Consider the following 14,657-nt stretch of genomic DNA (forward strand, 5'->3'; position numbering starts at 1 on the left):
GCCGAGGTTGTCGCTCAGTAGGCCGACAGGCCGTGCGCCCGGAACTGGTCACGGACGCGCTCTGTCGGTTCGGGAGCGGGAACGGGGTTGTCGCGCAACCGGAACGGAACCCCGAGTGCCGCGTACTTCGCCGCGCCCAGTCTGTGGAACGGCAGGACGTCCACGCGGTCGACCGTGCCGAGTCCCGCGACGAAGCCGGCCAGGGCGTCCACGGATTCCGCGTCGTCCGTCCAGCCCGGCACCAGGACGTACCGGATCCACATCGGGACGCCGAGGCGGTCGAGGCGGGTGGCGAAGGTGAGGGTGGGGGCGAGTTCGCCGCCGGTCAGTTTCCGGTAGGTGGTGACGTCGAAGGACTTGATGTCGAGGAGTACCAGGTCGGTGTCGGCGAGGAGTTGGTCGGTGGCGCGGGTGCCGAGGAAGCCGGAGGTGTCGAGCGCGGTGTGCAGGCCGGCTTCCTTGCAGCGGCGCAGGACTTCGGCGGTGAACGCGGGCTGGAGCAGTGGTTCGCCGCCCGTGACCGTCACTCCGCCGCCGGCCGTCGTGATGAAGGCGCGGTACTTCTCGATCTCCGCCAGCACCTCGTCGACCGTCGCCTCCCGGCCGTCGCGCATGTGCCAGGTGTCGGGGTTGGCGCAGTACAGGCAGCGCAGCGGGCAGCCGTTGACGAAGAGGACGAACCGGGTCCCGGGGCCGTCCACGCCGGTGGACAGGTCCCAGGAGTGGATCCGGCCCGTGGTCGCGGTGGGCACGGTCCTCACAGCGATCCGTGGAAGGTGCGGCTGATCACGTCGAGCTGTTGCTCGCGGGTCAGCCGGACGAAGTTGACGGCGTAGCCGGAGACGCGGATCGTCAAGTCCGGGTATGCGTCGGGGTGTTGCATGGCGTCTTCCAGCGTGGCCCGGTCCAGCACGTTGACGTTCATGTGGAAGCCGCCCGCCGATGTGTAGGCGTCGAGGATGCCCACCAGGTGCCCGGCCCGCTCGTCGGGCGCGTGTCCCAGTCCCTCGGGCGTGATCGTCGTCGTCAACGAGATGCCGTCCCGGGCCTGTTCGTACGGCAGCTTGGCCACCGACAGCGCGGAGGCGGCGACCCCGTGCCGGTCGCGGCCGTTCATCGGGTTGGCGCCGGGGGCGAAGGGCGCTCCGGCGAGGCGGCCGTCGGGGGTGTTGCCGGTGTGCTTGCCGTAGACGACGTTCGAGGTGATGGTGAGGACCGACTGGGTGTGTTCGGCGCCCCGGTGGGTGGGGTACTGGCGCACCTTCGCCATGAAGGACTCCACCAGGCCTACGGCGATGCTGTCGGCGCGGTCGTCGTTGTTGCCGTAGGCCGGGAAGTCGCCCTCGGTGCGGAAGTCGACGGCGAGGCCGGTGGCGTCCCGGAACACCTTCACCCGGGCGTACTTGACGGCGGAGAGGCTGTCGGCGGCGACGGACAGGCCGGCGATGCCGCAGGCCATGAAGCGGTGCACGGGGTAGTCGTGCAGCGCCATCTCGATGCGTTCGTAGGCGTACTTGTCGTGCATGTGGTGGATGACGTTGAGCGCGTTGACGTACGTCCGGGCCAGCCAGTCCAGGACGTGGTCGTACGCCGCCGACAGCTCGTCGTAGTCGAGGTACTCGCCGGTCAGCGGAGGCGTCGGTGTCGCGATCTGTTCGCCGGTCATCTCGTCGCGGCCGCCGTTGACCGCGTACAGCAGGGCCTTGGCGAGGTTGACCCGGGCGCCGAAGAACTGCATCTGCCTGCCGACCCGCATCGCCGACACGCAGCAGGCGATCGCGGTGTCGTCGCCGGTGCACGGGCGGAGCAGCTCGTCGGACTCGTACTGGACGGCACTGGTGTCGATCGAGACCTGGGCGCAGAACTCCCGGAACGCGAAGGGGAGTTGGGGCGACCACAGGACCGTCAGGTTGGGTTCGGGGGCGGGGCCGAGGTTGTAGAGGGTCTGGAGGAAGCGGAAGGACGTGCGGGTGACCAGGGTGCGTCCGTCCTCGCCCATGCCGCCGATGGACTCCGTCACCCAGGTCGGGTCGCCGGAGAACAGGGCGTCGTACTCGGGGGTGCGCAGGAACCGTACGATCCGCAGCTTGACCACGAAGTCGTCGATCAGTTCCTGGGCACCGGACTCGTCCAACACGCCTTCGTTCAGGTCGCGTTGGAGGTAGATGTCGAGGAAGGTGGAGGTGCGGCCGAGGGACATCGCGGCGCCGTTCTGCTCCTTCACGGCGGCCAGGTAGCCGAGGTAGAGCCACTGCACGGCCTCGTGGGCGGTCGCGGCGGGGCGCGAGACGTCACAGCCGTACGTCGTCGCCATTCGCGTCAGCTCGCCCAACGCCCGTATCTGCTCGGCGAGTTCCTCCCGGTCCCGGATGACCTCGGTGGAGGACGCGCAGGCGTCGAGGAGGGCACGCTCGGCCTTCTTGGCCTCGATCAGCCGGTCCGTGCCGTACAGCGCCACGCGCCGGTAGTCGCCGATGATCCGGCCGCGGCCGTAGGCGTCGGGCAGTCCGGTGATGATGCCGGCCTTGCGGGCCGCCCGCATTTCGGGCGTGTAGGCGTCGAAGACACCGTCGTTGTGGGTCTTGCGGTAGGTGCCGAAGACGCGTGTGACGAAGGGGTCGGGCTCGTAGCCGTAGGCCTTCAGGCTGTTCTCGACCATGCGCAGGCCGCCGTTGGGCATGATCGCGCGCTTCAGCGGGGCGTCGGTCTGCAGGCCGACGATCAACTCCCGTTCCCTGTCGATGTATCCGGGGGCGTGCGAGGTGATCGTGGAGGGGGTCGTCGCGTCGACGTCGAGGATGCCCTTGCGCCGCTCCTCCGGGAACAGGGCGCTGACCTTCCCCCACACGGCGCGCGTGCGGTCGGTGGGGCCGGTCAGGAAGGTCGCGTCGCCTTCGTAGGGCGTGTAGTTGGCCTGGATGAAGTCGCGTACGTCGACGTGGTCGCGCCAGCCGGTTCCCGCGAACTCCCGCCAGGCGTCGGCCGTCCGGTGCTCTGCTGCCGCGGTGATGGTCATCGCCGGTTCCCTCTCGTGGTCGTTCCCGCGCGGGTGCGCCTTCCGCTTCCGATCCTGGTCAGCGGCCGTGCCGGAGGGGAGTGCCGACCGGAGTCCGGGGGCGGGGCCGTACGGCCCTCGCCCACCGGCCGGGCGGCCCTGCGACCGCCCTCACACGACGGTGAGATCCGGGCGGACCAGCGTCCCCGACCGGCCGTGGACGATCTCGTACGCCGCGTCCAGGGCACCGATCGCGGCCAGGCCTCCGGTGCGTTCGACGAAGCGGGCGGCGGCCTCTGTCTTGGGGCCCATCGAGCCCTCGGGGAAGCCGCCCCGGCGCAGCTCGGCGGGCGTGGCACCGAGCACGGGCTGCTGGGCGGGGGTGCCGTAGCCGGAGTAGACGCAGGGCACGTCCGTGAGGATGAGCAGGAAGTCGGCCTTCAGGTGCTCGGCGAGCAGCGCCGCCGTGAGGTCCTTGTCGACGACGGCCTCCGCCCCGGAGAGCGCGCCGGTGTCGGAGTCGGCAGTGACGGGGATGCCTCCGCCGCCCGCGCAGATGACGAGCGTGCCGCTGTTGAGCAGTTCATGGATGGTGTCGGTCTCCAGGATCCGCTCGGGTGCCGGGGAGGGGACGACGCGGCGCCGGCCGGTGGTGTCGGCGCCGATGTGCCAGCCGCGTTCGCGGGCGAGTGCGGACGCCACGTCGAGGGAGTACACCTGGCCGACGAACTTCGTGGGGTGCGCGAAGGCCGGATCGTCCGCCCGTACGAGGGTGTGGGTCACGAGCGCGGCGATCCCGCGGCCGGGCAGCGCGTCGTGCAGGGTGCGGGCCAACAGGGAACCGATCATGCCCTGGGTCTGGGCACCGAGCAGGTGCAGCGGGTACGGGGCGCCGAGGGCGGGGTCGGTCGCGCTCTCCATGGCGAGCAGACCGATCTGGGGGCCGTTGCCGTGGGTGATGACCAGCTCGTGGTCGTGGGCCAGCGCCGCGAGCGCGGTGGCGACCCGGTCGACGTTCGCCTGCTGGACGGCGGCGTCGGGGCGTTCGCCGCGGTGCAGCAGGGCGTTGCCGCCGAGGGCGACGACGATACGCATGACTCGGACCTCCGGGGTGGCGATGAGTACGGCAGTGGCGACGAGTACGGCCTTGATGCTCGGGTGCGGACGCGTGGCGGGCGGGCGGCGCTGCCTGCCGTAGCCGTACGACCGGTGATACGACCGGTGCGTCGAGCGCGGCACACCTCATCGAACCGCCGGATCGGCGTGGCCGCAGGGTGCCGGAAGTCTCCTGATCGGAGCCGAATGGCCCGGCCGACGGACCGGGTGGCCCATGGTCTGTCGCGGGGCGCCGGACACACGCTGGTCATGGCAGTTCCCCTACTCCGTCGGGAGGCAGGCCATGATCACCACCCCCACCCCCAGCATGCTGCGCGCGTTGCCCGCCGAGGACCGGCAGCGGCTGCTGCGCACCGCCCACGAGGTGTCCTTCGCGCAAGGGACGCGCCTGTTCGAGGAGGGCGGCCGGGCCGACCGGTTCTGGATCATCCGCACGGGCACGATCGAGCTCGACATGCGTGTGCCGGGCCGTCGCCCGGCCGTCATCGAGATCCTTCGGCACGACGAACTCGTCGGCTGGTCCTGGCTGTTCGCCCCGCACGCCTGGCATCTCGGCGCCGAAGCGACGACCCCCGTGCGGGCGTACGAGTTCGACGCCACGGCCGTCCGCCTGATGTGCCGGGAAGACCCGGCCCTGGGCAGCGCCGTCGCCCAGTGGGTCGGCGACGTGCTCGCCCACCGCCTGCGCTCCGCCCGGACCCGGCTGCTGGACCTGTACGCCCCGTACGGCGCCGGCACCACCCTCTGACACTGTCCGACACGGTCCGACCGGGCCCAAGGAGGAGGTCCGCGACAGCGTCTCCACCGACGCACGGTGCGGGCGTGTTTCCGAGCCGACTGGGGCCGGTCGGCCCTAGTGCGATCGGGCCCGGCGCGTGATGATCGTCCTCACGGGAAGCCCGCAGCCCGTCCGCCACCGGGAACAAGGGGTCGTCATGGCCGAGCCACGCACCTTCACGGAGCAGAACCCGATCCGTGTCTTCCTGCTGGACGACCACGAGGTCGTACGACGTGGCATCACCGACCTGCTGGACACCGAACCGGACATCTCGGTGGTCGGCGACGCGGACACCGTCGAGCACGCCCTCGCCCGCTGCCCGGCGGTGCGCCCGGACGTCGCCGTGCTCGACGTGCGTCTCCCGGACGGTGACGGCATCACGGTCTGCCGCGAGCTGCGCAGCCGGCTGCCGGAGCTGGCCTGTCTGATGCTGACCTCGTTCGACGAGGAGGACGCCCTGCTCGACGCCATCATGGCCGGGGCCGCGGGCTACGTCCTCAAGCAGATCAGGGGCTCCGACCTGGTCTCGGCGGTACGGACGGTCGCCTCGGGCCAGTCGATGCTGGACGCCGCGACCACGGCCCGCCTGATGCGCTCGCTGCGCGCCGAGCCCGCCGAGACCCCGGCGCTGTCGCCCGAACTGGCGAGCCTGTCCCCGCGTGAGCGGGACATCCTCGCCCTGATCGGGGACGGACTGACCAACCGCGAGATCGGCAAGCGGCTCTACCTCTCGGAGAAGACCATCAAGAACCACATCTCCCGGCTGCTGGCCAAACTCGGCGTCCAGCGCCGGGTCCAGGCCGCGGTCCTGGCCTCGCAGTTGGAGCAGCCGCAGACGGGCGACCGCCCCGCGAAGTGAGCCCGTCCGGACCGACCGGACACCCGTCCGGACCGACCGGACCCCCGACCGGACCGACCGGACCCCCGACCGGACCGATCGGACCCTCGCCCGGGCCGGACGGCCCCTGCCCCTCCCGCACCGCCCGGCGCCACGCTGGACCGGTCACCGGAAAGCCCGACCGCCGCCATCGGCGCAGGGCGGGCAGGAGGCCCCGATGCGTACCGCAGCCCTCGACGGGACGACGCTGGAAAGGCTGCTCTCCGCGGCCGTAGCCGCTCCCTCGATCCACAACACCCAGCCCTGGCGCTTCCGCCTGGCCCCGGAGACCCTCACGGTCGAGATCCGCGCGGCCACGCACCGCGGCCTGCGCCACATCGACCCGACGGGCCGCGCCCTGCACCTGTCCGTCGGCTGCGCCGTACTGAACCTGCGGGTCGCGGTCGAGCACTTCGGCTGGGAACCGGTGACCCGGCTCCTCCCACGCCCGGACGAGCCGGACCTGCTCGCCACCGTACGTCTCGGCGGCACCACCAGGACGTCCTCGCACACTTCGCTCTACGACGCCGTGTGGCGCCGGCACAGCAGCCGATTCCCCTTCTCGGGACGGCCGTTGCCCACCGCCCTGCGCACCGAACTGGCCGAAGCGGCACACCTGGAAGGGGCGCGGCTGCACTGCCTCCCGCCCCGTCGGGCCGACGGTGTGCTGTCCCTCACCAGGGAGGCGGAGCACCGCAACACCACTGACGCGGACCGTGCCACGGACAGCCGCCGCTGGGTGGCGGAGACGCACGACAGCGGACTGGGCATACCGGCGGAGGCGCTCGGTCTCCAGGACTCCCTGGAACGCATGCCGATGCGCGACTTCGGCGCCCACCGCCACCGGAACGGCCTCACCGCGCGCCCCTTCGAGCAGCGGCCCTCGATCGCGGTGCTGTCCACCGCGCACGACCGCCGGGCCGACTGGCTGCGCGCAGGACAGGCCCTCGAACGGGTCCTGCTCATCGCGACCGCGCACGGGGTACGGGCATCGCTCCTGCACCAGGCACTGGAATGGTCCGACCTGCGCGAGCAGCTCACGGCACCGACCGACGCCCGCCCCTCCCACGCACAGATGGTGATCCGCCTCGGATACGGCCCTGAGGGACCGGCTTCACCGCGTCGTGACGAAGCCCTGCTGTCGGCCCCGCCCGGCACACCGCTCGCCCTCCTGCCTCCGGCGCCTGAAGCGGATGGGCCTTGCAACGGTCGGACGTCCGACCTGTGAGTCGTTGTGCGTGTGGCGGGCGCCTGACCGGTGGCGGTGCGGCGAACACGAGTCTTCGTGGGGTGGTCGAGCCTGCCTCCCACCGTTCGCGCGTGCCCCGTGACGACGACCAGGGTGTTCCACCGGTGCGACCGGGCGGCGGCTCGCCGGAGAGCGGCGGCAGGTGGCGGTTCCGCGGTGCGAACGCGGGCGCCGGGCCCTTGACGGCAGGAGTGATGGAGATGGCGAAGCTGCTTTTCGTGCTCACCGCCTGCGGCCGAGTTGGCGCGAACCGGGGCCGTAGGGGCCAGTCTGGTGGTGTCGGAAGTTCGTCCGAGAACGGAGGAGCACCCCATGGACATGAAGCTCGAAGTCGTCGTGGTGCCGGTCGGGGACGTGGACCGGGCCAAGGCCTTCTATACGGCGTTGGGCTGGCGGCTCGACGCCGATGTCGCCACCGGCGAGGACTTCCGGGTGGTGCAGGTGACCCCGCCGGGTTCGCCGGCCTCCGTCATCTTCGGCACCTCGGTCTCGTCCCAGGCACCGGGCTCGGCCCAGGGACTGCACCTGATCGTGGACGACATCGCCGCCGCCCGCGACGAGCTCAAGCGGGCCGGTGCCGACCCGAGCGACGTGTTCCACGACGAGGGCGGTGTCTTCCACCACGCGGGGACCGACGCCCGGGTGCCCGGGCCGGATCCGCAGCGCAGCAGCTACGGCTCGTTCCTGTCGTTCGGCGATCCGGACGGCAACGGCTGGATCCTCCAGGAGATCACCACCCGGCTCCCGGGCCGCGTGGACCCGGCGGCCACGACGTTCGCCTCCGCCGAGGACCTGGCGAGCGCGCTGCGCCGGGCCGCCGCGGCACACGGCGAGCACGAGGCGCGTACCGGCGAGGAGGACCCGGACTGGCCCGACTGGTACGCGCGGTACATGGTCGGCGAGCAGGCCGGTACCGAGCTGCCGTCGTGAGCACGTCGGCCGGGCGGGCGGCTGCGCCCGTTCGGTACCTCGGCCGGGGCTCGAAGCGCCCGACGGCCTCGGTTTCCGCCGCGTCCTCGACGCGAGGGAAAGTGAGCCGGCCATGTCCGGGAAACCGCCGGCCGGAGCCGTCGCGCTGGTCACCGGCGACGCCACCGGCCTCTGGATGCTCACCCACGTCGGCAAGTACCAGGGCGAGATCGTCGCCGCCAACATCCTCGGCGAACCCCGCGAGGCCGACTACACGGCCGTACCCCGCGTGGTCTACACCGACCCGCAGGCGGCGTCGGTCGGCGCGGACGAGGCACGGTTCGGCGCCACCGTCCCGATCTCCGGCGTGGCCAAGACCGCCGCCTACACCCGTGCCTACGCCGACGCCAACGGGTTCCTCACGCTGCTCAGCGACGGCCGGGTGATCACCGGCGCCCACGCCCTCGGCCCGGAGGCAGGGGAGTGGCTGCAACAGGCGACCCTCGCGATCCGCGCCCGCGTCCCGGTGGACGTGCTGCGCGACACGATCCAGCCGTTCCCCACGTTCTCGGAGATCTACGTCGCCGCGCTCAAGGACCTGCACGAGCAGATCGGGGCCGTAGCGGGGAAGACGTCGGCATGACGCGCTACCGCACACTCGAGGTCGACGACCTGCCGCCCATGAACCGGAGCTGCGGGAGAACTTCTTCTCCCCGGCGGCCACGCGGAACGGGCACCTCGGGACCGACCCCGCGACCGACCGCTACGCCCCCGACCTGTGGACGGACGAGTTCGCCTTCCTGAACCGGACACCTGTGCCGACGAGGCCGCCCGGCGAATGGCTTTCCTGACCAACGGAAAGGTCACCTCGGGCGGGGTGCCGCCGCACGACGACCTGCTGCCCGAGTTCCCCCACCTCGGACCTCCGCACCGCTGGCCGACAAACCATCGGTCCGCACCACCACCGCCACTTCAAAGGGCCACCATGGACAGTCCCGTCAAGCGGGTCGCCGTCATCACCGGCGCGTCACAGGGCATCGGCGCCGGCCTGGTCGAGGCGTACCGCAAGCTCGGCCACGCGGTCGTCGCGACCTCGCGCCGCATCACCCCCTCCGAGGACCCGGACGTGCTCACCGTCCAGGGCGACATCGCCGATCCCGGCACGGCCGGGCGCGTTACCGCCGCCGCGATCGAGCGCTTCGGCCGGATCGACACCCTCGTCAACAACGCGGGCCTCTACATCGCCAAGCCGTTCACCGACTACTCCCAGGAGGAGTACGAGACGGTCATCGGCGTCAACCTGACCGGCTTCTTCCACCTCACCCAGCTCGCCGTCCGGCAGATGTTGCGCCAGGGCAATGGCCACATCGTCCAGATCAGCACCAGCCTCGCCGACCACGCCAACTCCCGGATCCCCGCAGTGCTCGCATCCCTCACCAAGGGTGGGCTGCAGTCCGCCACCAGGGCGCTGGCGATCGAGTACGCCTCCCGCGGCATCCGCAGCAACGCGGTCGCGCTGGGCGTCATCAGAACCGCCATGAACCCGGAGGCGACCGAGAGCCTCGCCGCGCTGCACCCGCTCGGGCGGATGGGCGAGGTCGGTGACGTCGTCGACGCGATCCTCTTCCTGGAGAACGCGCCCTTCGTCACCGGCGAGATCCTCCACGTCGACGGCGGCCAGAGCGCCGGGCACTGAACTTCCGGTGCGGGTGGACGGGGACCGGTATCCGGAGGGGACGACGTGTCATTCCTTCAGTCACTCCTCCAGCAGGCGCAGGTGTGACCTGACGAGCGTCGTGGTGACCAGCAGGTCGGTGATGAGGTTGTGGTTGAGCGTGTTCCCGACCGGCGGGGGGACCTCCTCCTCCAGCAGCCCGGGAACGCCGTCCTTCTTGCTGAGCCGCGTGCGCACGTTGGCGACGAGGTGGGCGGCCCGACTCGTGGTCCACCGCTCTTCGGGCCGCAACTCGCCCAGTTCGAAAGCGACTTGAGTCCACGTCAGCGGCTGGGGCTGCGGTTCGAGCCGTAGCTAGCGCTGGGCGAGGCAGACGAGCACCAGCTTCTCCTCGGGGCTCAGGTCCCGTACCTCTCCGGGTGTCTCCTCCTCGTGCGCCCCCTGCCCGTTCGCCGAGCCGCGCGGCGTCGATGCCGCGATCCGGATCTCCAGGAGGTGCTCCTGTCGGGAGGAGACCACGAACAAGGGCGTGTACCCGGCCGGCAGCGGCGCCCGGTCTCCGCCGAGCAGTAGCCGCGACCCGGGGAAACGGATGGGTGGCCGGCCGGTGTTCCGCAGTGCCCAGCGGGAGGACTCCCGGACGATCAGACCCTGTTGCCGGCTGACCCGCGTGTCGCCCGGGCCGACGCAGACGTGGACCTCCGGCGCGTTACGGCCGAACAGCAGCGCGAAATCCGCGTCCGGCGCCACGCTCATGCCGCCGTTGGACCCCAGCACGTGCAGCGTGCCCGGCAGGCCCGGCGGAACCGTACTGCTGAGGCTGCCGATCTCCAGCGGCAGCAGGGTGACCTTGCTCGCCGAACCCGCCATGACTGCGTCCTCCTCGCACTCGGTGACGGCCGACCCGAGACACCGGCGCTCGGGAGGGGTCCCGCGACCGAACCGCCCGTGTCCACGTCGCAGGGGAACGTTCCGCAGCGTGGTGGGCCGGCCGTTCACCCAGTGGATGAGCTCGGACAGCGGTCCGTCGCCGGTGATCACGAACTCGACCGTGACGGGCTTCGCCGAGGGCGAGGAGGAGACGGTCGGTGAGGACGAGGAAGGGGTCCCGGTGAGCCGGGTCCGCCCGATGGATGTCGGCGAGCGCCTCGGCCAGGGCGCCGGCCGGCAGCCGCAGCGCCTTCGGCGGGAGCCCGCCGTAGGTCTCGACAGCCCTCCGTAGCGACAGCCCCGGCAGGTACTCCATGGCCGGCCAGGGCACCTCGGCCTCCGGGGCGGCCGTCGGCAGCGTGGCGGTGAACGTGCCGGTCACCGTACGGGCGGCCGCCACCTCGCGGCGGAAGCGGGCGCGGTAGCGGGCATCCTGGCCGAAGTGCTCCCGCACCACCTTGACCGCGACCTCCCGGCCGCGCGGCGCGCGTCCGAGGTGGACGGTGCCCATCCCGCCGGTGCCGAGCCGGGCCGGCAGCCGGTACTCGCCCACCCGCTCCGGATCATCCGGCTGCAACGGTTGTCGCACGGTCGTACCTCTCCGCCGTCACCGTGATGAGAGCGGTCGCGCCCGGCCGCCGAGGGTGCGAGCGCAGGGATCCGCTTCCTCCTGGAACATGCTCCGGCCACCCGCTCAGCCCGACACCAGCCGCAGCACCGCGGCGTCGTCGGAGTCCCACCCCGCCAGTTGCAGAGACAGGGCGCCCGGTGCGGGCGAGGGCGGAGCCGGGGTGCTGTCGGCGTTGCCGCAGGTGATCAACGAGGTGGAGCCCGGGTAGAAGCGAACGATGGTGCCGCAGGTGCCCTTCATCGTGCCGGAGCCCCCGCCACCGCCGGCGAGGGTCACCTCGAAGTCGACGCTGTCCCCCGGCTTCACCTTGGTCACGGAGAACGTGCCCCCGTTCACGGCGATGTCGACCGGCCGGGACACGGCCACCTCGCAGGTGCCGTCCGCGCATGCCGCGTACCGCCTGCCGTCGGAGGCGGTCGGCGCGGGCGGGGGCGGAGCGGAGGCGGCGGGCGTGGTGGGAGTGGCGGGCGCTTTGCCGGTGGCCGTTGCGGCGGGCCGAGAAGCGGCGGATCCACCGTGCGCCGATGTGGCGGCGGATCCACCGTGCTCCGCTGTGGCGGTGGACCCACCGCGCTCCGGCGTCGCGGAGCCGCACCCCGCCAGGAGCAGCCCGGCGACGAGCACGACCGCGGTCGGCCAGTGCTGTCGCGGAGGCAGGAGAGGGGCGGCGGGATCGTTCATGGGGAGGGCTCCAGGGTCTGCGGATCGGGCGGCCGGACCGATGTCTATCGCCGGGCGCCCGGGACCCCTCCCGAGCGCCGAGCCGGACAACGCGGGCGCCGTGCCTGCGCTCGGCCCCCCTTACGTCGCGAGCAGGGTCCACGGATTCGGCCGGGCCAGTGCCAGCCGGGGCTTGCGCGCGGCCCAGTGCCGTACCGCCGTCTCCATGACCGTCCCCGGGTCGTGGACCGTCCGCGTCGGTTCGAAGGGGGAGGACATGCTGGTGTAGCTCTGGAACATGGCCAGCAGCTGGACCGCGTGATGCTGGAACGGCGACAGGTACTGGTCCGCGAGGGGCAGGAAGAAGCGGTTCCAGGTGGCGGGCGGGACGAACGGCGGCTGCTCGATGGGAGCGACGCCGTGGTGCGCGCGGAACTCGTTGAGGGTCCGGCAGGCGATGCCGATCATCGCGGAGAGGCGCAGACTGCCGCCGCCGCCCGCGATCACCTCGACGCGCGGAGCGGCCGGGGGAGCGGCGAGCACCGCCGAGGCGACGGCCTCCGCCACCTCGTCGACCGGGCTGATCTCCGCGTAGCCGTCCGGGTCGCCGACGACGACGGCGGCGAGGCCGGAGACCAGGGCGTGGATGATCGTGTACGGCCCGGAGAAACGGGCGATCCGCCCGTCGTCGCGCCGGCCCACGATCAGCGGTGGCCGCACGATCGTCAGCGGCCCGCCGTGCTCCTCGCGCACCACGGACTCGCAGGCGGCCTTCGACCACTCGTAGCCGTTGCGGTATCCCTCGAACTCCGCGCCCCGCAGATCCTCCGGGGCCCGCACCCCGCCCACGTACGCCGTCGAGACGTGGACGACATGGGTGTCCCGGTCGGCCAGCGCGAGCACCGCCCGCAGCGGGTCCACGTTGGCCGCCCGCGCCTCCGCCCTGCTCATCGTCCAGCGGGTGGAGGCGGCGGTGTGCACGATCACGTCCCAGTGCCCCGACAGTTCCTGGGGTGGCGGCTCGTTGCCGATGTTCCAGGTCGTCACCTCGGCGTCCGGCGCCCGCCTGGCCACCCCGGTGAGCGGTCCGGGACCGGAGGGATCCGCGCGCAGCCGGTCGACGACTTCGGTGCCCACCACACCGGTCGCGCCGGTGACAAGGGTTCGCATGGTGTTGGCCGTTCCGTGAGGAGAGGGTGTCCGGTGGTGGCGGGTCACGCCGGTGGGGTCAGGACCAGGCACGCGTTCTGCCCGCCGAAACCGAAGGAGTTGGACAGCACCGGCCCGCGCGCGATCGTGCGGCGGCTGCCGATCACCACGTCCACCAGGTCCGCCTCCGGACTGCCGAGCGTGTTCGCGACCGCCGGGACCACACCCCGGTCGGCGCACAGCAGACCCAGCAACGCCTCCAACGCGCCTGATCCGCCGATGAGATGACCACTCACGCCCTTCACGGCGGTCAGCGGCGGTGACTGTCCCGCGAAGCACCGGTGGACCGCGGTCGCCTCCGCCCTGTCGTTGAGCACCGTCGACGTACCGTGCGCGCTGATGTGCCCGATGTCGCCCGGCGAGAGCCCGGCGTCCGCGACGGCCAGCCGCATGCACTCGGCAGCCGTCACCGCCTCGGGATCCGGCGCGGCGATGTGAAAGGCGTCGCAGTTGGCCGCGTAGCCGGTGATCTCGCCGTAGATCCTGGCTCCCCTGGCGAGGGCCAAGTCCCGCCGCTCCAGGACGAGTACGGCGGCTCCCTCGCCCATCACGAAGCCGTCGCGGTCGGTGTCGAAGGGGCGGCTGGCCCGGTCCGGTTCGTCGCAACGCCGGGACAGGGCCCGCATCTTGGCGAAGGCGCCCACGATGGTGGTCGTGACGGGCGCGTCGACACCGCCCGCCACCGCCGCGTCCAACTCGCCGTACCGGATCCGGCGGGCGGCCTCACCGATCGCGGTGGTGCCGCTCGCGCAGGCGGTGGCGTAGGTGGCGCAGTTGCCGCGGAAGCCGTAGCGCATCGCCACCCGGCAGGCCGGCGAGTTCGCCATGGTCCTGGGGACGGTGTGCACCGGCATCGTCATCGGGTGCGCCCCGTAGTCGAACGTGGTGCCCTCCATCGTCCCCAGGCCACCCATCCCCGTACCGACCTGCACACCCACCCGCGAGGACGGCAGGTCGACGAGGGCCAACTCGCCCGCGTCGGACACCGCGTCCACGGCGGCACAGAGCAACAGCTCGGCCGCCCGGTCGAGTTGCCGCCGCTCCCGCCGCGTGATGTACGGCTCGACCTCGAACTCCGGTACCAGACACGCCATTTCGACGGCGAGGTCGCGCTCCGCCTCCACCAGGTGCTTCGCTACGACAGCTGTCGACTCGGCGGCGAGCAGCCGCGCGTAAGCCGCCTCGACGTCGTTGCCCGCGGGCGACTTGACCCCGAGGCCGGTGACGACGACCCGGACCCGCCCGGAAGGAGAAGCGCCCTTCATGCGGCCCTCCCCATGCGCCGCGCCAGCAGGTCGACGGCGTCGCCGACGGTCCTGGCCTCCAGGAGATCGGAGACCGGGATCTTGACCCGTAAGGCGTTCTCCAGGCGGCTGCCGACATCCATCAACTCCAGGCTGTCGATGCCGAAGTCGTTGCCGAGGTCGGTCGCCTCGTCGATGTCGCCCACCTCGGTACCGAGGACGTCCGACACGGCGGTCCTGACGGTGAGGGACAACTCCGCCCGGCTGAGGGCCGGTTCGGTGGCGGTCTCCGTGCCGCCCGGGTCCAGCGGTGTGCTCAGGTCCAGCGGTGTGCTCAGGTCCATGGGTGTCTCTTTCCTGTGCGGTGTGGGGGTGGCGATACGG

General features: G+C 71.9%; 16 protein-coding genes and 1 pseudogene. 7 read left to right on the plus strand and 10 right to left on the minus strand.

Features of this window, described 5'->3' with window-relative positions; translation table 11 throughout:
- Window positions 1-14: 14 nt before the first annotated feature.
- The 3 genes from pflA to SPR02S_RS27505 all read right to left on the minus strand — a co-directional run bounded on the left by pflA (window position 15) and on the right by SPR02S_RS27505 (window position 4,090).
- Entirely contained in the window at window positions 15-761 is a 747-nt protein-coding gene (pflA, locus tag SPR02S_RS27495) for a pyruvate formate-lyase-activating protein (protein ID WP_019060228.1), read from the minus strand.
- Entirely contained in the window at window positions 758-3,016 is a 2,259-nt protein-coding gene (pflB, locus tag SPR02S_RS27500; RefSeq protein ID WP_019060229.1) for a formate C-acetyltransferase, read from the minus strand. The genes pflA and pflB overlap by 4 nt, the downstream gene beginning before the upstream one ends.
- Window positions 3,017-3,166: 150 nt before the next feature.
- Complete coding sequence (locus SPR02S_RS27505) at window positions 3,167-4,090, minus strand: carbamate kinase (RefSeq protein WP_026150914.1); 924 nt, start codon at window positions 4,088-4,090, stop codon at window positions 3,167-3,169.
- 304 nt (window positions 4,091-4,394) lie between these two features.
- On the opposite strand from SPR02S_RS27505, the gene SPR02S_RS27510 reads away from it, so the two are divergent.
- The 6 genes from SPR02S_RS27510 to SPR02S_RS27535 all read left to right on the plus strand — a co-directional run bounded on the left by SPR02S_RS27510 (window position 4,395) and on the right by SPR02S_RS27535 (window position 9,620).
- On the plus strand, window positions 4,395-4,859 hold the full coding sequence (locus SPR02S_RS27510) for a Crp/Fnr family transcriptional regulator (protein ID WP_019060231.1): 465 nt from the start codon (window positions 4,395-4,397) through the stop codon (window positions 4,857-4,859).
- 187 nt (window positions 4,860-5,046) lie between these two features.
- Window positions 5,047-5,748, plus strand: coding sequence for a response regulator (locus SPR02S_RS27515; RefSeq protein ID WP_019060232.1), 702 nt, complete (start codon window positions 5,047-5,049; stop codon window positions 5,746-5,748).
- A 196-nt stretch (window positions 5,749-5,944) separates the two neighbouring features.
- A complete protein-coding gene (locus tag SPR02S_RS27520) occupies window positions 5,945-6,994 on the plus strand; it encodes an Acg family FMN-binding oxidoreductase (protein WP_019060233.1) in 1,050 nt (349 codons plus the stop codon).
- 333 nt (window positions 6,995-7,327) lie between these two features.
- A complete protein-coding gene (locus tag SPR02S_RS27525) occupies window positions 7,328-7,945 on the plus strand; it encodes a VOC family protein (protein ID WP_019060234.1) in 618 nt (205 codons plus the stop codon).
- Window positions 7,946-8,057: 112 nt separating this feature from the next.
- Window positions 8,058-8,567 (plus strand): oxidoreductase dimerization domain-containing protein, encoded by a 510-nt coding sequence (locus tag SPR02S_RS27530; protein WP_019060235.1) that lies wholly within the window; start codon window positions 8,058-8,060, stop codon window positions 8,565-8,567.
- 342 nt (window positions 8,568-8,909) lie between these two features.
- Window positions 8,910-9,620: an SDR family NAD(P)-dependent oxidoreductase gene (locus SPR02S_RS27535; RefSeq protein ID WP_026150915.1), complete on the plus strand. Its 711-nt coding sequence runs from the start codon at window positions 8,910-8,912 to the stop codon at window positions 9,618-9,620.
- A gap of 60 nt (window positions 9,621-9,680) precedes the next feature.
- Here the strand turns inward: SPR02S_RS27535 and SPR02S_RS65000 are convergent, their stop codons facing one another.
- Both SPR02S_RS65000 and SPR02S_RS56480 read right to left on the minus strand, forming a co-directional pair.
- The gene (locus SPR02S_RS65000; RefSeq protein ID WP_019060237.1) at window positions 9,681-9,890 is read right to left on the minus strand and encodes a hypothetical protein; all 210 of its coding nucleotides are present in this window, start codon (window positions 9,888-9,890) and stop codon (window positions 9,681-9,683) included.
- A gap of 63 nt (window positions 9,891-9,953) precedes the next feature.
- Window positions 9,954-10,469, minus strand: coding sequence for an FHA domain-containing protein (locus SPR02S_RS56480; protein WP_019060238.1), 516 nt, complete (start codon window positions 10,467-10,469; stop codon window positions 9,954-9,956).
- A 136-nt stretch (window positions 10,470-10,605) separates the two neighbouring features.
- On the opposite strand from SPR02S_RS56480, the gene SPR02S_RS65005 reads away from it, so the two are divergent.
- Window positions 10,606-10,821: a hypothetical protein gene (locus tag SPR02S_RS65005; protein WP_245607627.1), complete on the plus strand. Its 216-nt coding sequence runs from the start codon at window positions 10,606-10,608 to the stop codon at window positions 10,819-10,821.
- Here the strand turns inward: SPR02S_RS65005 and SPR02S_RS60505 are convergent.
- The 5 genes and pseudogenes from SPR02S_RS60505 to SPR02S_RS56490 all read right to left on the minus strand — a co-directional run.
- Window positions 10,765-11,040 (minus strand): annotated as a pseudogene (locus SPR02S_RS60505) (protein kinase domain-containing protein); the annotation flags it as partial. The gene SPR02S_RS65005 and the pseudogene SPR02S_RS60505 overlap by 57 nt on opposite strands.
- Window positions 11,041-11,223: 183 nt before the next feature.
- Window positions 11,224-11,841 carry a hypothetical protein gene (locus SPR02S_RS59050; protein ID WP_019060242.1) on the minus strand — a complete coding sequence of 206 codons (618 nt, stop codon included), beginning with the start codon at window positions 11,839-11,841 and terminating at the stop codon, window positions 11,224-11,226.
- Window positions 11,842-11,961: 120 nt separating this feature from the next.
- The gene (locus SPR02S_RS27565; RefSeq protein ID WP_019060243.1) at window positions 11,962-12,990 is read right to left on the minus strand and encodes an SDR family oxidoreductase; all 1,029 of its coding nucleotides are present in this window, start codon (window positions 12,988-12,990) and stop codon (window positions 11,962-11,964) included.
- 44 nt (window positions 12,991-13,034) lie between these two features.
- On the minus strand, window positions 13,035-14,294 hold the full coding sequence (locus SPR02S_RS27570; protein WP_019060244.1) for a beta-ketoacyl-[acyl-carrier-protein] synthase family protein: 1,260 nt from the start codon (window positions 14,292-14,294) through the stop codon (window positions 13,035-13,037).
- Window positions 14,291-14,617, minus strand: coding sequence for an acyl carrier protein (locus tag SPR02S_RS56490; RefSeq protein ID WP_019060245.1), 327 nt, complete (start codon window positions 14,615-14,617; stop codon window positions 14,291-14,293). Before SPR02S_RS56490 ends, SPR02S_RS27570 begins: the two co-directional genes overlap by 4 nt.
- Window positions 14,618-14,657: the final 40 nt, after the last annotated feature.

This window comes from Streptomyces prunicolor NBRC 13075, from assembly GCF_000367365.1.
Lineage (GTDB): Bacteria > Actinomycetota > Actinomycetes > Streptomycetales > Streptomycetaceae > Streptomyces > Streptomyces prunicolor.